The following is a 20,222-nucleotide window of genomic DNA, read 5'->3' on the forward strand; positions in this document are numbered from 1 at the left end:
AGTCTACAACTACGTTAACGACGATATTCTTTTTCTGTTCCATTATTAAAGTCAATCTCTAGCTCAATATTTGTAGCTTCCTCAGGAATGTTAAATCCTTCGATTACTGCATCTAAAACTTCTTCGTTTGCAGTAGTTTCATCAAAATCAAAGGATGCAAAGATATTATCCAGCTCTTCCATTGCTTCGTCTCCATTAAGATCAATACCTTGTGATTGATCACGATAAGATGCTTCCATATTTTCATTCGGTTCATTTTCAAAATCAACATCTAACGCGTCATTCGTATCGGGATAATCTGCTTCTAAATCAAATTTGATGAAGTTGTAGTTAGTTTCTGTATTGGCTGTCCCGTCGCTCGTTGTTCCTGTGTCAGTGTTATCAGTGGTACCCGTGTCTGTTTCTTCATTTGTCTCCGTGTTATTATCCTCTGTCTGTTGGTTTTCTTCGCCAGTTGTGTCTTGTGGTGGATTCTCTACTTCATCGTCATCACCACAGGCCACCAGTAATATGGATAACAACACTATACTCCCTAACATCAGTAAACTTCTTTTCATTCTGCTTACACTCCTTTTCTCTCGATGATAGTTGTATTATTACCATTTTGTAAGGAAGGTAAACTATAGTCTAAAAGTCTTATGTATTAAAAGCGTGCTTCCCGCTTTTAAAGTAAGTATTACTATCTAATCCCTTCGTTTTGTTAATGGAAGCTTGAGCTCTTATTTTGATATGTACTATGAATTAATTTAAACTATCAATGTGGCTGTATCATCTATTCAATTTATTACTTTTAAATATAAGATAGGCCCAATATATATTACACATCTAAGGAGCATGATTATGTCTGCATTTGTAGAATTAGTAGAAAAACGCCGTTCGATTTACGCATTAGGGACGGATAGCGAGTATTCAAAAAAGGATATTGAAAATAGAATTCGCGAGGTTGTTCAACAAGTACCTACAGCTTTCAACAGCCAAACAACACGTGTGGTTGTATTATTGGATGAAGCTAACACTAAGTTTTGGGATCATATTTATGATGTACAAAAAGATGTTCTAGAAGGTGGCATGCAGGAGTGGATGTCAGGAGTTGTAACAGGTGCTAAGAATGGAATTGGTACAGTTTTATTCTTTGAAGATCTTGATGCTGTTGAAAAAATGCCTGCACAAGGGGCTCGTCAAGAAGCTTACAAGCAAAACAATAATGCGAACGCACAATACGCTGTTTGGTTAGCTTTAGCAGAAATGAACTTAGGTGCAAGCTTACAACATTTTAACGTTGGCTATGAAAAAGGTTTCGATAAAGGAACTAAGGAAATGTTCAACTTGCCTGACTCATACGAAATGCTCGCGCAAATGCCATTTGGTTCTATTGAACAAGAAGCTGGTGAAAAAGAGCATATTGATACAGACATTCAAGTAAAAGTTTTTAACAAATAATTGTGCTTAATCAAGACAAATCGAATGTTGCAATGAATGGCTTAATCGCAAAGGAATATGTTACCTCGTAATAAACAACAATAAGAGACTGGGACAGAAGTAATTTTCATAATACTAAATCCGAATGTTATACTAACGCCAAGTCAAAATTCTTCGCTTTCCGCAGGCAACGCCTCAACTAATTACAAAAGTTATATAAAAACTTTTGTAATGGATTTTCGGCTGTTGCTTTTCCTGCAGGAGTCTTGTATTTTGACTTGGCTATTTATATCATTTCCATGATTTGTTTGGATTTTCGTGCTATTTTTTGTGCTCGGCCTCTTTGCTCTGCGGCTGAAAGCCTCTTTTACCGGCCTAGGCCTGAAAGGCCCACCGAATGGTTCTCCCTCTTGCACCCCATTTAGCCACATTTGTTTTTGCCCATTCTATATCCGCATTCACTAATGAGCGCCAGCCAAATAGAACGAGCAAAGGGGTAATTAAAGCATGTAGCCAGTAACGAGCAAGATTGAGTGACTCAAGTAATTCCCCTTCTCCGATATATTTGCCAAAGCCTAGAATGCCATTATCGTAAATCAGGGCGAGCATTACAAGCAGGATTATATTCTCCACTTTAAACCAGCCGTGAAGAGTAGCTAGTCGGACACCCCAGCTGAATAGTAATAGAAATGCAATAACGAGTGTGAAATAAATAATTGTATCCATGGGCAGCTCCTTTTTGTTCACATTTACAATAGTTTATTGCTTGAGCGTCGATATCATGCAACTATTTTGTTAATTGGAAATTTCCCTATCGAGAGAGCACTCAAACGTCTAGGTTGAGTCTAGGGAAAATTCTGTTATCTAGATCGCAAAAGGAGCTTTGGCATTTGAAGTTCATATTGCTGAAGGAAGAGTGTGAGGCTTCGAACGACTAGCAGAAGCCAAACGAATAATAGAATTACTGTAAGAATAGGCAGCAATCCCCATTCAAAATTGGAGCGACCAAGACTTATTTGGATAGCAATACAAAGGATGGCCAAGCTCCAGGAAATACAGCCTGCATGCAACATCCTTGTCTTAAAGCGTTGATTTACTTTTATTTTTTCCAGTAACCAAGCAAGTAGCAGTAATGTTTGTAGTGCATGGAACGAAACTCCATGTAAAACAATAAGATTTCCTGCTTCGCCTGTAAATCGGCCTTGTAGAGAAATCATCCATAACCCAGCAATATTACCAACTATTGCAGATAAGAAAGCATAACGTATTCCAATAACAAGAAGTGATCGGTTGTTAGAAGTCTTGATGCGAAGAAATTGAATGGTAACTATGAGAATAAAGATTACAAGGCTTAAGGAGACGAAGGCAAAGATTATACCGGCGATAAAATCAATCGTTCCACCTACTTGTGAATACCTAGGATTAACCCCTCTAAAATGTTGAATGGTTTCTATAAGGTAGCCATATATGCTGGATAATATAAAAGACCACCGAACTATTTTTCTTTTGCGGTTAGAAAAGTTTGCTAAGGGGAGTATCGCCGCAATGGAAAGAATGAAAATACTAATTGCAGCATTAAAGGCAAAAGCGTCCTTTATATTTCCCTCCGGTAAAATAATTGGGTTATTGATGTAAATAAATAGAGCACAAATTGTCGCAAAAATTAATCCAATAATACTTGTTATTACAAGACCTCTTTCTCCTTCAAAAAGTTTTACAGCTTGATGATGTTCATTCATAAACGTTATATCTCCTTTTTAATTTATTTATCAATCAATAAATAAAATGAGAAAAAAATATATCAAGGTGGATTCTGTTTTTGTAGTAGGAAAGTATCCAATCAAAATCAAGATTGGATACAGCACAATTAACACCCCTTCATATGTTGAATAAGATTGGGCATATTGAGAACTTCCGAAAGTGTAATAAGTAACCCAGTACCAATGAATTGCGATGCATGCATTTCTGGATGTTTAATCCCTACTGCATCAAATTTCCGTACTAATGAATCATAAATTAACTGGTATAATTCTGAAACATGATTTCGAATAAATGGTTCTGGAATAGTGTAAGCTTGCATTACCATCAATACTTCATCGCGATGTTGGTTGATTACTTCAAAGAATTCATGTCCCATGGCTTCGACTAATTGTTCAGCAGGAGCTTCTATTTCCATAAAACGATCATGAATTCGATAAAAAGCACGATCAAGAACTGCTTTAAATAGCTCTTCTTTATTTTTGAAAAAGTGGAATACATATGGCTGTGTGACTGCTGCGGCTTTCGCAACCATCGCTGTCGTAGCCTTATAATAGCCCTTCTCTGCAAAGACGGCTACCGCATTATCGATTATTATTTCTCTCTTATCAACTTTTCCCAATTGATCCATCCACCTCTAATTTATTTATTGATTAATAAAAAAAGAGTAATACAAAATAGTAACAGTGTCAATATAATTTTCAAATATCAGGTAAAACTACCATTCAATAAAGTATGTATTATTGTGATAGACTAATATTGGATACGGAAATGAAAGCTATAATAAGGAGAGCGACAGATGTCAGATAGAAATACACGAAAAGAAAAATGGATTATCACAGCTGTAGCATTAGGCGTGATTCTTAATCCATTAAACACTACTATGATTACGGTAGCATTACCTTCTATACAAAAAGAATTTGACTTAAACACCACAGATATTTCATGGCTTATTGCTTCTTATTTCATTATTAGTGCTATTTTTACACCTTTAATAGGTAAGCTAAGCGATGCATATGGGCGTAAAAATATCTATCTAATTGGTTTAGGCTTAGTTGTTGTATCTTCTATTTTGGCTCCATTATCACCAAATATGCTCGTATTACTTCTTATGAGAGGTATTCAGGCAGTCGGCACATCAGCATTATTTCCTGCAGGAGTTGGGATTATCCGAAACACGATTAAGCATAAACAAAATCGTGTAATTGGAACGCTCTCGGTGTTCGCCACCACCTCAGCCGCGTTTGGTCCGACGATTAGTGGTTTGTTCATTCAGTTTGGCGGTTGGCCAGTCATTTTTTATGTGAATTTACCCGTTCTAGCGATTGGTATTATTCTATCCATTTTATATATACCGAAGGATGAAAGAAATACAGAAATACAGTACAAGTGGGACATCTTAGGAATCGTATTATTTAGTGGTTTTATAACTAGTTGGATGGTATTCCTTCTTTCTTTAGAAGGAGACATTCAGTATGGTATGCTTGCGCTTGCCGTGTTATTGACCGTCGCATTTTATTATGTTGAGCAGAAGAAAGAAGCTCCATTTATTAATGTAAACTTTTTTAAGAAAAATTTAAATATTACGTTAATCTATGTCCAATACATCCTGTCGACGGTTATCTTTTTTGCAATTTTGTTAAGCTTTCCTACCTATATCCAAAGTGTATTAGGAGCTAATTCGGATATGGCGGGTATCGTTATGTTATCATTATCCATCTTTGCGATGATTACAACGCCTATTGCGACAAGATGGATGGAGAGTAAGGGATTCCGAAGTCCACTATTTATTAGTGTGCTAATCGGTATAATCGGTGTTATTTTATTATTCACAGTGAATCATCAATCTCCGCTATTTTGGATAGCTGTTGTCTTAGCAGTAACAGGTATTAGCAACGGAATTCAAAATATAGGATTACAAAATTTATTGTTTTCGTTTATAGATAAAGCAGAAAGCGGAATTGCATCAGGGTTATTAATGACCTCCAGATTTATAGGAAATATATTAGCTTCTACCATATTTGGGGTAGCCTTTGCGACAGGAATGTATGATGGGAATATGACTAAAATGGCGATTGTATTAGCTGTTGTCGCAGTCGTGTTACTTCCAGGTATGTTATATGTGACAAATCATGAGAAAAAGAATTAAAAGGGTTTCGCCTTGATGCGAAACCCTTTGTTTATGTGGATTACATGACAATCACCCTTGTTTTTCCACCTATCTTAGATTCCACTTATTGACCGTAGTGGTCAGTTGTATTAAACTATAATTGACCATAGTGGTCAGGAGATAAAAATAATGGAGGTTTCAATGTGAATCCAGCTTTTATGAAATTAGATTTGGATAAACAAAAAAATATTATGGAAGCTGCAATGCGAGAATTTGCAGAGAATGGTTATGAGAAGGCATCTACCAATCGAATTGTTAAAGAAGCAGGAATTGGAAAAGGGACCCTTTTTTATTATTTCAAAAATAAGGAAGACCTTTATCATTATGTGTTGAATGCATGCTTGGATAATGTATTTGATGAATTACTAGCAAAGGTGGATACGACCGAAACGGATTTTATCGAACGATTAAAACAAATTGCACAAGTAAAAGCAGCATATCACTTAGAGTATCCATACGATTTAAGCTTATTAGGATCTGCATTTTTACAAGATGATGCGCCTATTCCTGAAGATGCTAGACAGAAATATGAAAAAATGATTCGGTTGCAAGAAACGATAATCTATGACAATATCGATCATTCTGTTTTTCGAAGCGATTTAGACCCGGAGAAAGCTTTTCGGCTAATCCAGTGGACGTTATATGGCTACCAGGAAGAGTTGACACAACGATTAAAGCAACAAGATTTGTCCTCTATCGATTTAACCCCGTATTGGGAAGAATTTTATGGCTATATTGATGAGTTGAAAAAAGTCTTTTATCACGTATAGGAGGGGATTTTTATGCTTAAAGTGAGTCAGTTAACAAAAAAGTTTGGTACATTTACAGCATTAAATGGTGTGAACTTCGAAGTTGGTGAAGGTGAGATTTTTGGCTTTATTGGGCCGAATGGGGCAGGTAAATCAACAACGATTCGGATTTTGTTAGGTCTTATTCAAGCTACTTCCGGTGAGGCAACGATTTTTGGTAAAAATGTATGGTCGGATGCTGTGGAGATTCATAAACGTTTGGCATATGTTCCTGGTGATGTGCATCTATGGCCAAATTTAACTGGAGGAGAAGTTATTGATTTGTTTGGTAAGTTACAAGGAGAAATGGATCGGAAAAGGCGTGATGAACTAATTGCGCGATTCGATTTAGACCCAACGAAGAAGTGTCGAACCTATTCGAAAGGCAATCGACAGAAAGTAGCTCTTGTGTCAGCTTTTGCTTCAGAAGCGGATTTGTTTATCTTGGATGAGCCTACCTCTGGACTGGATCCATTAATGGAGCAAATCTTTCAAGAATCTGTTCTAGAGCTAAAAGAACAGGGTAAGAGTGTTTTATTGTCTAGCCACATTTTATCGGAGGTTGAAAAGCTTTGTGATCGCGTTGGAATCATCCGCCAAGGAGAAATTATTGAGTCTGGAACTTTGGAGGAATTACGACATTTAACTCGCATTAATTTTGTTGTTGAGACAAAAGAGCGAATAGTAGGTTTAGAGTCACTGAATGGAATACATGAGATAGAACAGCTAGGTGATACGTTATCTTTTCAAGTTGATTCTTCATATATAGACGAAGTGATTCGGCATATTAGCCAGTTTGGTATTCAGAAGCTTGAAAGTACCCCGCCTACCTTGGAAGACTTATTTATGAGACATTATGAGCCAAAAGTTACTTCCGCTCAGGGAGGTCGTTCGCAATGAGCCAACTAGTATTTGCGCAGACAGGGATTTTATCTCGTTTTATTTTCCGTCAAGATAGATGGAGAATAATGTTTTGGATAGTCGGAATCTCTCTGGCAACATGGTCGGTCCCAATTGCATTTAAGGATTTATATGGCTTAGAAGAACAACGAAATGTAATGGCACTGACAATGGAAAATCCAGCGATGATTGCGATGGTTGGTACTGCTGATTTAAGTAATTACACAATAGGGATCATGACAGCTCACCAGATGCTTTTATTAACAGCTCTTGTGGTAGGAATTATGAACATCCTGTTAGTTGCTCGGCATGTTCGAGGAGATGAAGAGGATGGTCGTTTGGAAATGATTCGTGCTTTACCAGTCGGGAGGTTATCCAATGTCCATGCTACAGTGATTGTATTTATTATGGTGAATGTAGCGTTAGCAGTTATTAGTGGATTAGGATTATACGCTCTTCAGATAGAAAGCATGGGGCTAGAAGGTTCCTTACTATATGGAGCAACACTCGGAGCAACAGGCATATTATTTATCAGTGTTACTTCTTTATTCGCCCAAATGTGTGAAAGTACAAGAGGCACAATCGGTTTCTCGATTGGTTTCCTTCTTATTGCCTACATGTTGCGCGCGATAGGAGATATAAGCGCTGAAAGCTTAAGTTGGATATCACCACTAGGCTGGATAACAAAAACGGAAACATATGGACTTAATAAATGGTGGCCAGTATTTTTCCTTTTAGGAATAGCGCTAGTGTTGTTTGTAATCACGTATTTATTGAATGCAAGAAGAGATGTTGGAGCGGGATTATTACCATCTAAACCGGGAAGGAAATATGCTACTTCCTTTTTGAAAAGTCCAATTGGTTTAAGTTTTAGACTTCAACGTGTGGGATTTATTTCCTGGGCAATAGGCATGTTTGTTTTAGGTGTTTCTTATGGATCTGTCTTAGGTGATATAGATTCTTTTTTTCAAGGTAATGAACGATTAGAGCAAATGATTGCCTCCGATAATCATCTATCGGCTGTAGAGCAATTCCTTCCTATTATTATGATGGTGATGGCCATTATAGCAACAATTCCACCAATCATCTCCATGAACAAATTAGTGGGAGAGGAAAGAAAAAATCGTTTAGAGCAGTTAATGGCAAAATCTATTTCAAGAACACAAGTTATGGCGCGCTTTGTAATCGTTGCGTTAGTGAATGGAATGGTTATGCTCTCTCTTGCTGCTATTGGTCTTTGGTCGGCTGGAACCCTGGTTATGGAGGAGCCGTTAAGTTTTCGTGAATTTTATCAAATGGGGATTATCTATTATCCAGCTCTTTTACTAATTCTAAGTCTAGCGGTACTTATAATAGGTTGGGTACCACGATTAACAAGTGTTGTATGGCTCTACTTGGTGTATTCCTTTATTGTTGTTTATTTAGGAGAATTATTTCAGTTTTCTAATTTTGTTATACAAATCTCTCCATTCGGACACATCCCACAGCTTCCATTAGAAGAGATGAGTTGGATGCCTATCATTGCTCTGCTCTCATTAAGCAGTCTTCTTATTGTGACAGGTATTATAGGTTACAATAGACGGGATATACAAGGTTAGGAATAGAATGAAACTAAATTTTATATAAAATTCCCCTTAAGAAATTATCGATAATACCGATATAAAAGTATATAGAATGATTTAATCTATTATATCTATTGCTATAAATTTTAAAAATAGAAGTAAGGGGGATGAAAATGAATAACACAGAGCAGATGAGTGTTATGGAGTTACGGGTAAAAGATGTGAAGAGTAAGAATGTACTTTCAATGGTGGCTTTCTTAATTTCAATTCTAAGCGCGGCGGTTCTTTCTATCATTGAGGGCAACGTTATGAAAATAGCTCTTTATGGATCAGAGTTTGTCCTTTTATTAGGCGGATTCTTTGTTATTAGATTTATAAAAAAGCATTTTTTCTATTCTTATTATCTAGTAATAATCGCGTATGCTTATACGTTTATAGGAATATTTCTATTGCAAGGTAGTTTAGCATTTACGGTAATTATATTTTTCTTATTAGTTCTTTCTACTATTTTCTTAGTAAGAACAGTTTTTTGGATAGGATTTATTGCAGGGGCTATCGCATTATACTTGAATAGTGTTATTGTACCCGAAGGAGTAGAGTATCTAGGAGAGAACATTTCGACTGTTCTTGCCACGTATATACTTGCAGGACTTCTCTGTGGAATATTGATTCATTTAAATCGTAAGCAATATAGTCATATTGAGGGGTTTTTGCATCGTACAGAAGAATTAGTAACAAAAGAAGAAGAAGCACGAGCTAGTTTAGAACGTAATGTAGCAGATATTATTCAGCGAATAACTGATATGAATCGAAATGTTCAAGATAACATTTTATCTCAACGTGAAATATCTATTGCAATCAATGAGGTAGCTGTCGGAAGTAGTGAACAAAACGAAAAAATTACGGATATTGCCCAAAGTTCTCAAGGAACACTTCAACAAGCCTCTTACATGTTAGTCGAGACAAAAGATTTACTAGAGAAGTTTGGACAATCAAGCGAAACAGCCGCAAAAGGAAATAATTTATTATTAGAATTATCTTCTAATACCGGTGAGTTAAGAGATTATACAGAAGAGTTAAGTGAGACATTTAATGCGTTATCGAATAAAATTGCAGAAATCAATACATTTTCTCAAAGTATCATAGATGTAAGTCAGCAGACGAACCTATTAGCTTTAAACGCATCCATTGAAGCAGCTCGAGCTGGAGAATCTGGTAAAGGTTTCTCAGTTGTAGCAGAGGAAATTAGAAAGCTTGCAGAGGATACAAATGAAGCTGCAGAAAAGATTACAAGTAATCTAGTAGAAATTAATCAAACAAATAATACGGCTCTAGAGAAAATGAGCACAAACGTCGATATGAGTCACGAAAATCTTGAGAAGACTGAACAAGTAAAAGATGCTTTCCAAGAGTTGGCGGATTATTTAAGCGAAATGAACAACAAACTAACGGGCTTTGAGCAATTAGCTACAAGTGTGAAAGAGAACTCTTCGGTTGTGGATGCAGCAACGAATGACTTAGCCGCTATTATCGAAGAAACTTCGGCGAGTTTAGAAGAAATGGGAGCGACTGTGGAGAACCTTAACGATCAAAATGAGCAAATCAGTGAGGAAATGAAACATACGGAAACAGTTGCAAAGAGCCTAATCAATGAGAATGATAAACAAGAGTAAACTTTTAATAGAACCCTGTTAGCGGGGTTCTATTTTTTAAATCGATTATTTGTATTTATATAGATAATTGTAAATAGAACAATTCCGATAAACAAAGCAAGTCCTATGATAAATAATGAATTACTTTCATATCCGATACTTACGATCCATAGCAACATACAAAACGATAAAGCAAACATCATTTTCCCCATAAATTTACTCAAGGCAATACTGTCGTACTTTTCTTTCTTTTCTTTTGGCATCGTGTTATATCCTGCTATTAAAGAAGAACCTTTGCCGTTTATTAATACGATTCCTAGTACAATAAACATGACAATAGGTATTGCCATAATAATCATGGCTACCGTTTTCTCTTCCATCTTCTATCACCTCAATAAATTAGATTGTAAGCAGTTCTAGGTGAGCAAGTTTTCTACTAACACACCTGTATTATAACTTATAAGAAGGAATAAATCATAGTTATGTAGAATGTATTAATAGGGAGGTTGAGCTAATGAATAAAGTAGAGATAGCTTACAAGATTAAAGCAGAATTGGGTGAAGGACCTTCATGGGATCGTGAACAAAATGTATTATACTGGACTGATATTGCGAGTAGCGTTGTTTATATATTTGATCCCAATGAAGGCGTTAACGCAACCATCCCGATTGGACAAAATGTTGGCGCGGTAGTCGTAGATGAAAACAGCAATTTAATAGTTGCTGCTGAAAATGGTTTTTACCAATATGATATGCGAGAGAAGAAGTTAGAATTAATAGAAGACCCGGAAGAATCGATTCCTGAAAATCGATTTAACGACGGGAAGTGTGATGCAAAAGGTCGTTTTTGGGCGGGGACTATGGATAGAGAGGGAAGGGATCCAACAGGCTCACTGTATTGCCTTGACTCGAGTTTAACAGTAGAAAAAAAGCTTTCCAACCTAACTACGTCAAATGGTATTGCATGGAATATGGCGAATGATACGATGTATTTTATCGACACTCCGACACGAAATGTGTATGTTTTCGACTATGATTTGGAGACTGGACGTATAGAGAACCAACGTGTGGCAATTAAAATTCCAGAAGAGTTAGGATCTCCAGATGGAATGACGATTGATACAGATGATAAATTGTGGATTGCTGGCTGGGGTAATGGCAAACTGAGCAGATGGGACCCAGTGAAAGGGGAGCTATTATCTACTATTGATATTCCAGCAAAACAAGTTACGTCTTGTACATTTGGTGGTGAAAATTTAGACACACTCTATATTACTACAGCAAGGATAGGATTAAGTGAACAAGATTTGGAACAATGGCCTTTGTCCGGAAGTCTATTCCGTCTAAAAACGGATGTTAAAGGACTAGCTGCACATCGGTTTAAGCAGAAGTAGAAGAAACAATTGAGAAGTAGTTCCATTTCGACATGCATACGAAAAGAAATCGTGCATGAAATGGGACTGCTTTTCTTTTCGGAGAAATTCAAACTCTTTGCGCGTTTAAAAAGTGAGGTGAGGTGTAACATGCAAAAGACTCTAAATGTTATTGGAATCATTTTTATCGTTCTAGGTGGAATTACTGGAATTATTGGTTTTCTTTCTAGTGAAATAATTGTATTTTTTCTTTCAGTACTAGGTGGGGTGGCAACAGGAGTTTTCTTTATCGCATTATCCGAGATTATCGATAATCAATTACATATCATTTATCAATTACAAGTACATAATGAACGAACAAAGCAATTACATATGAAGCATAAAACATGTCCAGATTGTAATCATGTGTTTGATGAGGAACTTCTTTCATGCCCGAACTGTGGTCATAGGAATTTCTAATAAAATACTAGAGCAATATTATACCCTTTTTAAAAATATTCTCTATTGTTATCTACTTATCAAGCGCTTACAATATATAATAGTTAGCAATATTTTTTATAAATGGAGGGTATTACATGTCTAAAATTACATTCTTAGGAGCAGGTAGTACTGTTTTTGCCAAAAACGTTTTAGGTGACTGTATGACAGTAGATGCATTACAAGATTTTGAATTTGCATTATTTGATATTGACCATCAGAGATTAGAAGATTCTGAAATGATGTTGAATAACTTAAAGAAAAGTTTGAAATCTAATGTAACGATTAAAGCGTATCATAATCGTAAGGAGGCTTTAAGAGGTGCGAAGTATGTGATCAATGCCATTCAAGTAGGTGGTTATGATCCATGTACAATTACGGACTTCGAGGTTCCTAAAAAATATGGGTTGAGACAAACAATTGCCGATACGTTAGGTATTGGTGGGATTTTCCGTAATCTTCGTACTATCCCGGTTATGCAAGAATTTGCGAAGGATATGAAAGAAGTATGTCCGGATGCTTGGTTCTTAAATTATACGAACCCAATGGCTGTTCTAACGAATATTATGTTACAAGAAGGCATTAAAACGGTAGGACTATGTCATAGTGTCCAAATATGTGCGGATCATTTGCTGGATCATTTGGAAATGCCAAAAGATAACATCCAATGGAAAATAGCAGGTATTAATCATATGGCATGGCTACTTGAAATTACGCGTAACGGAGAGGATTTATATCCAGAAATTAAACGAAGAGCAAAGGAAAAACAAAAAGAGAAGCATCATGATATGGTGCGCTTTGAATTAATGGATAAATTCGGCTATTATGTCACCGAATCATCCGAGCATAATGCAGAATACCATCCTTATTTTATCAAAGATAAATACCCAGAACTCATAGAAGAATATAATATTCCATTAGATGAATATCCACGTCGTTGTATAAATCAGATTGAAGGCTGGAAAAAGATGCGTGATGACTTAGTTAATAATCAAGATTTAACACATGAACGTTCGAATGAGTATGGTTCGTATATTATCGAGGCAATGGAAACGAATAAGCCGATTAAAATTGGTGGAAATGTGCTGAATACGGGTAGGTTGATATCAAACCTTCCTGAAAATGCGGTCGTTGAAGTTCCGTGTATAGTGGATGCAAGTGGTGTTGCTCCAACCTATGTTGGTGCCTTGCCAGAGCAGCTTGCAGCATTAAATCGAACAAACATTAACACACAGCTATTAACGATTGAAGCAGCATTAACTTTGAAGAAGGAAAAAATTTATCAAGCAGCATTGTTAGATCCACATACTGCTGCAGAGTTATCAATCGATGATATTGTTTCTCTCTGTGATGACTTAATCGAAGCTCATGGAGATTGGTTACCAGAATATCAATAACAGTAAAGGAAACCTGTTGCAATCTTGATGCAGCAGGTTTTGTTTACTTGATATCCATTACTATCTAACGTAATCAACTGGAAAAACAGGTAAAATGTTTGCTAAAACAACGCTTACTAAGAAAAAAACTGTGACTACTAAAGTAAAGAAAATATCGTGTCGACTGTAACCAATTTTATAGTAGTAAGTTCGTCTAGTATCACCGTTAAATTGTTTTATTTGCATTGCTATAGCAATTCGATGAGCACGTCTAATGCTTTGTGCTAATATAGGGACGCTATAATGATTCATCCTCTCAAAAAAACCTGTTAAACCTTTAGAATACACATATCCCCTAACTTTTAATGCTTTTTTTAATATAATTATTTCTTCTACAATGATAGGTAAGATTCGAATAGAAGCCATAAAGCTATAAGCGAATTTTGGTTTTAATCGTAGTTGTTGCATGGATGAATAGAAGAGTTGTACCGGCGTTGTTGTTAATGCAAAGACAAGTCCGAGCAATCCGAATGAAACTGTCCTTATTCCTAAATGAAGTCCTCGAAAGAAACTTTCTTCTGTAATATGAACGATACCTAACTTCCACCAAGTAGTTTCTCCCATTCCAAACAGCGCCATTGATAGGAACGAGGAAAAAAATAAGATAGATAAAGGGAGACTTAATAGTAAGAGCCATTTTGTACGACAACCAGTCATGAACAGATATATACAAATAATAAATAATAAAAAATAGAATTGAAAGTGGATATGATGTATTAGTAAGAGCCCGATAAACAGGAAAACAAGAAAAAACAATTTAACCATCGGGTTTACATGGTGTAACCATGTCATTTTAATTTGTAAGTCCATAAGCAACATCCTCTATATTTTTTGTGTTCGGTTCTATTAAAGAATGCACCTTTACTATTTTGCCATTATTCACAATCCATTCAGTGGTAGCGAAGTTATCTATAATGGCCTGTTCGTGGGTAACCATAATAATAGTAGTTCCTTTTTTCTGTAAATCTAACAGAAAGCCAAGCATACTAAATGTGTTGCGAGCATCTAAGCCGAATGTCGGTTCATCCAACACTAATACATTTGGTTCAATGATGGAAGCAGTCGCAATACTAAGTCGCTTTTTTTGTCCAGTAGATAATTGAAATGGATGTTGGTTTTTTTGGTCTCCGAGACGAAAATACTTTAGGAACTTTTCGATTCTTTCATTATTTCTTTCGTGATCTTGATTGTTTCTAAGTGAAAATTCTAAATCATCGTGTACAGTATCTTTAATAAATTGCCATTCCGGATTTTGAAAGACATAGCCAAAATAGTCATAAAATAACCTTTTAGAAGGAAGGAGTGGATAGCTTATATCCCCTTTTATTTTTACTAACTGCATGATTGCCTCAAGTAAGGTACTTTTTCCGGCACCATTTGGACCTGTAACTGCTATCCATTCTCCCTTGTAGACCTCTACGTTATCTAATTGAAGAATTGATTTCTCTGATTTATATACTGATACGTGATTTAACATGACTTCTTTATCTTTCAAAATCTCTGTATTTTTAATTGGTTTGCAATAATCCTTCCAAACCCCTGGATACCAAATTCCGTATTTTTGGAATAAGTACTTTTTTTCATTTAACAATTCTTCAGGCTTTCCATCTGCAATGATAGTTCCTTCCTCATTTAACATGATGATTCGATCCACATAATCTATAATTAAATCAACTTTGTGTTCAACGATGATAACTGTTTTGTTTTGTGCTATATCCCTTATAGTCTTCCAAACATCCTCTGTGCCCGCTGGATCAAGCATAGCAGTTGGTTCATCAAGGAATAACACTTCTGGTTCGTGAGCTAGAACACTTGCAATAGCTAGTCGCTGTTTCATTCCTCCTGATAGATGATCTATTTTAACGTGTGGATTCGGGAACGATAGACCTACTTTCTCTAATAAAAGTGGAATTTGTTCTATCATCTTCTCTCTTGTTACTTGCATATTTTCTTGAACAAATGCTAGTTCTTCATCTACATATGGCATACAAAACTGGGTATCAGGCTCTTGAAAAACAAACCCTGAAGATGCGGATAATTGATAATTCTTATATTTCATCGGTATTTCCTCTAACTTAGGAATGATACCTGCCATTATTTTTAGTAAAGTAGATTTACCAGCACCTGAAGGACCGAGAATTAGAACTTTTTCCCCTTTGTGAATGGTTAACGAAAGGTCTTGAAAAAGTAACTCTTTACTTCCTGGATACTTAACTCGCATTTGCTCCATCGTAACAATAGGATCTGTCATATGCTCATCGCTCACTCTCTTCTAAAGCTTCGTAGTGTTCCTTAGCGACCGGTCGCACTAGATTAGTAACCCCTGTTTTATCTAATGCTTTTACGAGGTAAAATGCAAAGAACCCAGAGAGAATAATAGCTCCAATAGTTCTATTTGTAATAAGTAACGTTAAATTCCACCAAACTAAATCTGTGATATAACCATAATACATATCGAGCCACAACGAGCCTAATGTGGCAAGGATGGCTGCTAAACATGTTACATAAAGCCGATAATTTTTGTAACGGAATAAAGCAAAGACAAGTTCACACCCTATACCTTGCACTAAGCCATAAAGCAATAGGCTTATTCCCCATTGACCTCCAAATAGAAACTCACCCTGTGCTGCAGCTATCTCCGCAATGAATGCTACACCTGGTTTTCTTATGATGAGGAATGCGATAGTTGCGGCAATGAACCACATCCCATAAAGAAATTGCTCCACGTGTAGTCCGATGAGCGAAACAGCACTGTATAATGGTCCCCAAATTTTATAAATTACACTAAATACAATTGCAATAACGATAGTAACTAAAATATCTGTTAAGGTTAATTTTTTATTCACTCTTGTATTTCCTCCTTTTAAAAAATCTTATCTTAAAGTGACGTAAGTCTCCCTCCTTTATCACATAAAAAAACCACTATCACCTAAATAGGAATAGTGGTTCTACATATTGATATCAATTAAAATACAATCCTGTAGTAACAACCACTTCCCTACGCTGGTATAAGCCAGATCAGGTTCTAAGAGTCTCAAAGTTCTACTTTGATCTCAGTCTTTACAAGACACCCCTAGTGGAATTTATTAATTATGTTATTTACAAGTAACTATATCAATTTTTTCAATATTGTCAACTAGAAAAATGAATGTGGTTTAATAAATCATTTAGCAGGTTATGGATAGGTATAGAACCGATAGGGGAGGAACTAGACATGACAGCAGAGGTTGTAATAATGAATAAGCTAGGCATGTCCATGGCTGCAGATAGTGCGATAACAAGTGGAATAGATGGAGTTCCGAAAGTATATCATTCAGCAAATAAGTTGTTTCCATTGTCCAATAATCATCCGATAGGAATTATGGTATATGGAGCAGCTTCGTTTATGGAGGTGCCATGGGAAGTAATCATCACTTCCTTTCGGGACTATGTTGGAGACAAGAAATTGAATAATGTTACCGACTACTTCGATACTTTCTTACGCTTTCTAAAGGAAGATTCACGATTTTATCAAGAAAATATTGAAGGTATTATCGTTTATCGCACGTTTTCTGATGTGTTGAAGCGATTAGTCGCAAAAGTGGAAGAGCAAGTCGAAGATGACCCATCGGAAATAGACGATGAGAAACAAGTTGCAAAGCTACTTCAGCGAGAAGTTGAAAAGCAAATTAAGAAGTTTCAAAATAAAGAATCCCTTCTTTCCATAACGTATCAGCCATTTGAAGACAAACATTTCCCGGTTATTGAAGAGGTTAAAGAAGAATATATAGATTTTCCAATCACAAAAACTCTCTCTAAGAAACTTTGTCGACTAGCATTCGAAAGTGTGCGAAGTGACTACTTTAGTGTAGGTAGTACTGGATTTGTAATGGCTGGTTATGGGGAGGAAGAGATTTTTCCACATTTAGTGAATTATCGTTTGGAAGGCTTTGTATTAGGTAAACTAAAGGTGAAAAAATTAAAGGAAAAACAAATTGATTATCAGCAAAAAAATTATTCTGGCACAGCAGTCATTGAAGCTTTTGCCCAACGAGAAATGGTAGATTCCTTTATGGTAGGCGTCGAACCGCACATGGAAGATACTATCTTCAATATTATTAATCGCGTGTTATCCGAGTATCCAGAACGTATACAGAAACACTTAGATGTACAATTAACAAAAAAACAGGTTAGTCAACTACGAGTTTTGGGTAAAGATGTATATGACTCTATTAGAGATGCCTTGGATGATTATCAAAATAAAAACTACTATCAACCATTATTGGGGATTGTCAGATCACTGCCAAAAGATGAATTGGCTAATATGGCGGAAGCGTTAATGAACCTAACGTCGTTTAAGAGAAAGGTAACTCGTGCAACGGAGTCAGTGGGTCCGCCAATTGATGTAGCGGTTATCTCAAAGGGTGATGGCTTTGTCTGGGTGAAAAAGAAGAGCTATTACGATCAGGATTTAAATCGATAGAGTTGAGTTATGGTAGCAAACCAAGAAAGGAAGAGCGTTATGCCAAAAGAAAAAAAGAAGCGCAAGCAACTGTTTACTTTAACGACAGAAGAGCGACAGGAAATAGAGAAAGAAAACGAGCAGCATAAAGTGAAAGATGACATTGCGAATCAAGTGATGGAACAAATTGATAAAAAATTTAAAAATAAATAGATGGCTGAAGAAATACTTCTCTATTAAATTAGAGGAGTATTTTTTTGTTGCATAGATACTAATTTTTCGTACGATGTGAAAAGTTCAAGGTTCAAGATTAGTGTGAGATGTATTCTATATTGATATTATAAGTTAAATGAAATTAATAGTTAGTATAATATTAGAAAATTAATGTCATGCATGTGAAGAGAAGTTAATCTAAATATATTTTTAATGATTTAAATTGGCTTTGTACTAAAAAACATCCTAATAATGCAACAGTAAAAGAAAAATTGACAAGATAAAGTATTAATAAATTTCAAACTCTATCTTGCCAATTTCTGCGTATTTATCTGTAATTTTGTTGCTAGTTACAACGACTGAAGTTGGAAATACACTTGAAGTTTCAGAAGTAGAGGTTGAGGTCATGGTTAAGCCCTTACTATTTATTTTATAGCGATTTATTAATCTTAATTTAGTATCTGGATATGCAAAGTGATACACATTGTAACTTGCGGTGTATTTTCTGTCACCAAACCCTTTAGTAACAGTGCTAAATATTGTAGCTCCGCTCTCGTCGCTTATATCTGTTTCTAGAGACTCTACAAAACTACCATCGGGCAATTCTATTCTATCTGTTTTAGCGTTTATGTATTTGGTAGTATCTGTAACAATCCCGTCATTCGAATTCGACATTTTATTTATAGATTTTCACTTCGTTAAAAAAAGCCTCTGTATAAGCTCTCAGTACTTCTGGTCTAGTATTTTCAAACATATACTCTCTTTCTGCATCATCATCTTTACTAGATTTTTCAGTTTTTTTATGAACGCTTTTAGCTGTTCCGTTGTGTTTATTTTGTACTCTTGAAAAGCACAAAAAGAATTAACGCAAATGATAAACTTATTAACCTTCTCACTTTAAAACCATAAAACCATTAATAGATTTTGTAAACATTTTTTGAAAAAAGAAAAAACAACCCATTTATGAGTTGTTAAAGATGAAGTTTAATATTGTTAATTGCTTCGGATTGTTCTTTTAGATTTGATCCCGTATTCTGCGATTAGGAATACTCCTAAAAATAAAAAACAGGCAATAATAGTGTTGTTACTTGAAAGTGCTTTCGATTGAAGTATTTGCATGTAAATGAATAGATTCATTACAAATGAGATAACAAAACAAGTAATTGACACAGTTGCTAAATAACTACCTAATAATAGTCTTTTCGATACTTTATATTTCTCTTCTTTTTGTAAATATAAAATTCCCTTATCTCTACTAATTAAAATAACAATGAAGCAAATAGCTAAGGCAGCAATAATATAGGATATTGGGATATTCATAGTTCTCAACTCCTTATTTTTTAGAAATCTAGATGAAAAGACTTTTCAAACCCTCCTTAATAAACATATTACTAATTTTTAACAGTAATTTCAATTTATGTTCAAAAAAATTTTAAAAAGTGTGGAAATTCTGGTTGTCTCTATTATTGAATTCAAGCCAGATTTTTATAGAATGATGTTATAAATTAATTGAACTTTTTCTGGTGATAGAGTGTCTTATAGTTAGAGGGGGAAGTGGTGTGGAGGCTAAATGGGTGAAAAAGGCGAAAAAGGGCGATAAGGAAGCCTTGTTACAGCTTATATTAGCAAAACAAGATGATTATTATCGCATTGCAATGTCATATATGAAAAATAAAGAGGATGCACTTGATGTACTAGAGGATATGATTGTAAGGCTCTATGAAAATATCCATACCTTAAAAAATATAGATTCCTTCCAAGGCTGGAGCAAGAAGATTCTTATCAATTGTTGTCATGTTGCATATGGTAAAAGGAAAAAAACTGTGTATGTAGAGCAAGAATATTTGGAAGCATTCGCGGATTCTGAACAGGAAGTATCTTACGAGCATTTAGATGCGCAAATTGATATCGATAGGCTACTTGCCTCTATTAGTTCACCTCAGGCGGAGGCTATTCGCCTAAAATACATTCATGATTTAGATTTAGAAACAATAGCGTAGATAGAAGATGTTTCGGTAGGTACTGTGAAGTCTA

The 20,222-nt window shown here is 35.6% G+C and carries 21 protein-coding genes and 1 riboswitch; of the genes, 12 read left to right on the forward strand and 9 right to left on the reverse strand.

Going from position 1 to position 20,222, the window contains the following annotated elements:
* Nucleotides 1-14: 14 nt before the first annotated feature.
* Nucleotides 15-557 carry a YusW family protein gene (locus GGQ92_RS05970; RefSeq protein ID WP_184245620.1) on the reverse strand — a complete coding sequence of 181 codons (543 nt, stop codon included), beginning with the start codon at nucleotides 555-557 and terminating at the stop codon, nucleotides 15-17.
* 283 nt (nucleotides 558-840) lie between these two features.
* Between GGQ92_RS05970 and GGQ92_RS05975 the strand changes: the two genes are divergently transcribed.
* The gene (locus GGQ92_RS05975) at nucleotides 841-1,440 is read left to right on the forward strand and encodes a nitroreductase family protein (RefSeq protein ID WP_184245624.1); all 600 of its coding nucleotides are present in this window, start codon (nucleotides 841-843) and stop codon (nucleotides 1,438-1,440) included.
* Between the two features lie 354 nt (nucleotides 1,441-1,794).
* Here GGQ92_RS05975 and GGQ92_RS05980 read toward each other — a convergent pair whose 3' ends face one another.
* The 3 genes from GGQ92_RS05980 to GGQ92_RS05990 form a co-directional block, all read right to left on the reverse strand.
* Nucleotides 1,795-2,145, reverse strand: coding sequence for a hypothetical protein (locus tag GGQ92_RS05980; protein ID WP_184245627.1), 351 nt, complete (start codon nucleotides 2,143-2,145; stop codon nucleotides 1,795-1,797).
* 134 nt (nucleotides 2,146-2,279) lie between these two features.
* Nucleotides 2,280-3,158, reverse strand: coding sequence for a hypothetical protein (locus tag GGQ92_RS05985; RefSeq protein WP_184245630.1), 879 nt, complete (start codon nucleotides 3,156-3,158; stop codon nucleotides 2,280-2,282).
* A gap of 128 nt (nucleotides 3,159-3,286) precedes the next feature.
* Nucleotides 3,287-3,799, reverse strand: a complete 513-nt coding sequence (locus GGQ92_RS05990; RefSeq protein ID WP_246384120.1) for a TetR/AcrR family transcriptional regulator — start codon at nucleotides 3,797-3,799, stop codon at nucleotides 3,287-3,289.
* 177 nt (nucleotides 3,800-3,976) lie between these two features.
* Between GGQ92_RS05990 and GGQ92_RS05995 the strand changes: the two genes are divergently transcribed.
* The 5 genes from GGQ92_RS05995 (at nucleotide 3,977) to GGQ92_RS06015 (ending at nucleotide 10,270) form a co-directional block, all read left to right on the forward strand.
* Nucleotides 3,977-5,326 (forward strand): MFS transporter, encoded by a 1,350-nt coding sequence (locus GGQ92_RS05995; protein WP_184245636.1) that lies wholly within the window; start codon nucleotides 3,977-3,979, stop codon nucleotides 5,324-5,326.
* 164 nt (nucleotides 5,327-5,490) lie between these two features.
* Nucleotides 5,491-6,117 (forward strand): TetR family transcriptional regulator, encoded by a 627-nt coding sequence (locus tag GGQ92_RS06000; RefSeq protein WP_184245639.1) that lies wholly within the window; start codon nucleotides 5,491-5,493, stop codon nucleotides 6,115-6,117.
* Nucleotides 6,118-6,123: 6 nt separating this feature from the next.
* Nucleotides 6,124-7,035, forward strand: a complete 912-nt coding sequence (locus tag GGQ92_RS06005; protein ID WP_343068781.1) for an ABC transporter ATP-binding protein — start codon at nucleotides 6,124-6,126, stop codon at nucleotides 7,033-7,035.
* On the forward strand, nucleotides 7,032-8,633 hold the full coding sequence (locus tag GGQ92_RS06010; RefSeq protein ID WP_184245645.1) for an ABC transporter permease: 1,602 nt from the start codon (nucleotides 7,032-7,034) through the stop codon (nucleotides 8,631-8,633). The genes GGQ92_RS06005 and GGQ92_RS06010 overlap by 4 nt, the downstream gene beginning before the upstream one ends.
* 137 nt (nucleotides 8,634-8,770) lie before the next feature.
* Nucleotides 8,771-10,270 (forward strand): methyl-accepting chemotaxis protein, encoded by a 1,500-nt coding sequence (locus tag GGQ92_RS06015; RefSeq protein WP_184245648.1) that lies wholly within the window; start codon nucleotides 8,771-8,773, stop codon nucleotides 10,268-10,270.
* A 29-nt stretch (nucleotides 10,271-10,299) separates the two neighbouring features.
* Here the strand turns inward: GGQ92_RS06015 and GGQ92_RS06020 are convergent, their stop codons facing one another.
* Nucleotides 10,300-10,629: a DUF3784 domain-containing protein gene (locus GGQ92_RS06020; RefSeq protein WP_246384122.1), complete on the reverse strand. Its 330-nt coding sequence runs from the start codon at nucleotides 10,627-10,629 to the stop codon at nucleotides 10,300-10,302.
* Between the two features lie 134 nt (nucleotides 10,630-10,763).
* Between GGQ92_RS06020 and GGQ92_RS06025 the strand changes: the two genes are divergently transcribed.
* From GGQ92_RS06025 to melA, 3 genes are all read left to right on the forward strand, one after another.
* Nucleotides 10,764-11,642 carry an SMP-30/gluconolactonase/LRE family protein gene (locus tag GGQ92_RS06025; protein WP_184245651.1) on the forward strand — a complete coding sequence of 293 codons (879 nt, stop codon included), beginning with the start codon at nucleotides 10,764-10,766 and terminating at the stop codon, nucleotides 11,640-11,642.
* A gap of 129 nt (nucleotides 11,643-11,771) precedes the next feature.
* Nucleotides 11,772-12,080, forward strand: a complete 309-nt coding sequence (locus tag GGQ92_RS06030) for an FmdB family zinc ribbon protein (protein ID WP_184245654.1) — start codon at nucleotides 11,772-11,774, stop codon at nucleotides 12,078-12,080.
* A gap of 116 nt (nucleotides 12,081-12,196) precedes the next feature.
* Nucleotides 12,197-13,495, forward strand: a complete 1,299-nt coding sequence (gene melA, locus GGQ92_RS06035; RefSeq protein ID WP_184245656.1) for an alpha-glucosidase/alpha-galactosidase — start codon at nucleotides 12,197-12,199, stop codon at nucleotides 13,493-13,495.
* A gap of 60 nt (nucleotides 13,496-13,555) precedes the next feature.
* On the opposite strand, the gene GGQ92_RS06040 is transcribed toward melA, so the two are convergent.
* The 3 genes from GGQ92_RS06040 to GGQ92_RS06050 are packed head-to-tail and all read right to left on the reverse strand — an operon-like array spanning nucleotide 13,556 to nucleotide 16,380.
* Complete coding sequence (locus GGQ92_RS06040) at nucleotides 13,556-14,344, reverse strand: energy-coupling factor transporter transmembrane component T family protein (RefSeq protein WP_184245659.1); 789 nt, start codon at nucleotides 14,342-14,344, stop codon at nucleotides 13,556-13,558.
* Complete coding sequence (locus GGQ92_RS06045; protein ID WP_184245662.1) at nucleotides 14,328-15,785, reverse strand: ABC transporter ATP-binding protein; 1,458 nt, start codon at nucleotides 15,783-15,785, stop codon at nucleotides 14,328-14,330. Before GGQ92_RS06045 ends, GGQ92_RS06040 begins: the two co-directional genes overlap by 17 nt.
* A 4-nt stretch (nucleotides 15,786-15,789) precedes the next feature.
* Entirely contained in the window at nucleotides 15,790-16,380 is a 591-nt protein-coding gene (locus tag GGQ92_RS06050; RefSeq protein ID WP_184245665.1) for an ECF transporter S component, read from the reverse strand.
* 132 nt (nucleotides 16,381-16,512) lie between these two features.
* Nucleotides 16,513-16,619: riboswitch (TPP riboswitch) on the reverse strand.
* Between the two features lie 129 nt (nucleotides 16,620-16,748).
* On the opposite strand from GGQ92_RS06050, the gene GGQ92_RS06055 reads away from it, so the two are divergent.
* Nucleotides 16,749-17,996: a hypothetical protein gene (locus GGQ92_RS06055; RefSeq protein WP_184245668.1), complete on the forward strand. Its 1,248-nt coding sequence runs from the start codon at nucleotides 16,749-16,751 to the stop codon at nucleotides 17,994-17,996.
* A 39-nt stretch (nucleotides 17,997-18,035) separates the two neighbouring features.
* Entirely contained in the window at nucleotides 18,036-18,188 is a 153-nt protein-coding gene (locus tag GGQ92_RS06060; RefSeq protein ID WP_184245671.1) for a hypothetical protein, read from the forward strand.
* Between the two features lie 993 nt (nucleotides 18,189-19,181).
* Here the strand turns inward: GGQ92_RS06060 and GGQ92_RS06065 are convergent.
* A complete protein-coding gene (locus tag GGQ92_RS06065; protein ID WP_184245674.1) occupies nucleotides 19,182-19,508 on the reverse strand; it encodes a hypothetical protein in 327 nt (108 codons plus the stop codon).
* Nucleotides 19,509-19,747: 239 nt separating this feature from the next.
* Between GGQ92_RS06065 and GGQ92_RS06070 the strand changes: the two genes are divergently transcribed.
* Complete coding sequence (locus GGQ92_RS06070; RefSeq protein ID WP_343068775.1) at nucleotides 19,748-20,188, forward strand: RNA polymerase sigma factor; 441 nt, start codon at nucleotides 19,748-19,750, stop codon at nucleotides 20,186-20,188.
* Nucleotides 20,189-20,222 lie beyond the last annotated feature (34 nt).

The organism is Gracilibacillus halotolerans (assembly GCF_014206945.1).
In the GTDB taxonomy this organism is placed as follows: Bacteria; Bacillota; Bacilli; order Bacillales; family Amphibacillaceae; genus Gracilibacillus; species Gracilibacillus halotolerans.

Coding starts and splice junctions, on each gene's coding strand:
- melA (WP_184245656.1), top strand. CDS start 12,197: ATGTCTAAAATTACATTCTTAGGAGCAGGTAGTACTGTTTTTGCCAAA.
- GGQ92_RS06010 (WP_184245645.1), top strand. CDS start 7,032: ATGAGCCAACTAGTATTTGCGCAGACAGGGATTTTATCTCGTTTTATT.
- GGQ92_RS06045 (WP_184245662.1), bottom strand. CDS start 15,785: ATGACAGATCCTATTGTTACGATGGAGCAAATGCGAGTTAAGTATCCA.
- GGQ92_RS05980 (WP_184245627.1), bottom strand. CDS start 2,145: ATGGATACAATTATTTATTTCACACTCGTTATTGCATTTCTATTACTA.
- GGQ92_RS06030 (WP_184245654.1), top strand. CDS start 11,772: ATGCAAAAGACTCTAAATGTTATTGGAATCATTTTTATCGTTCTAGGT.
- GGQ92_RS06065 (WP_184245674.1), bottom strand. CDS start 19,508: ATGAATATCCCAATATCCTATATTATTGCTGCCTTAGCTATTTGCTTC.
- GGQ92_RS06025 (WP_184245651.1), top strand. CDS start 10,764: ATGAATAAAGTAGAGATAGCTTACAAGATTAAAGCAGAATTGGGTGAA.
- GGQ92_RS05975 (WP_184245624.1), top strand. CDS start 841: ATGTCTGCATTTGTAGAATTAGTAGAAAAACGCCGTTCGATTTACGCA.
- GGQ92_RS06055 (WP_184245668.1), top strand. CDS start 16,749: ATGACAGCAGAGGTTGTAATAATGAATAAGCTAGGCATGTCCATGGCT.
- GGQ92_RS05985 (WP_184245630.1), bottom strand. CDS start 3,158: ATGAATGAACATCATCAAGCTGTAAAACTTTTTGAAGGAGAAAGAGGT.
- GGQ92_RS06060 (WP_184245671.1), top strand. CDS start 18,036: ATGCCAAAAGAAAAAAAGAAGCGCAAGCAACTGTTTACTTTAACGACA.
- GGQ92_RS06020 (WP_246384122.1), bottom strand. CDS start 10,629: ATGGAAGAGAAAACGGTAGCCATGATTATTATGGCAATACCTATTGTC.
- GGQ92_RS05995 (WP_184245636.1), top strand. CDS start 3,977: ATGTCAGATAGAAATACACGAAAAGAAAAATGGATTATCACAGCTGTA.
- GGQ92_RS05970 (WP_184245620.1), bottom strand. CDS start 557: ATGAAAAGAAGTTTACTGATGTTAGGGAGTATAGTGTTGTTATCCATA.
- GGQ92_RS06040 (WP_184245659.1), bottom strand. CDS start 14,344: ATGGACTTACAAATTAAAATGACATGGTTACACCATGTAAACCCGATG.
- GGQ92_RS06015 (WP_184245648.1), top strand. CDS start 8,771: ATGAATAACACAGAGCAGATGAGTGTTATGGAGTTACGGGTAAAAGAT.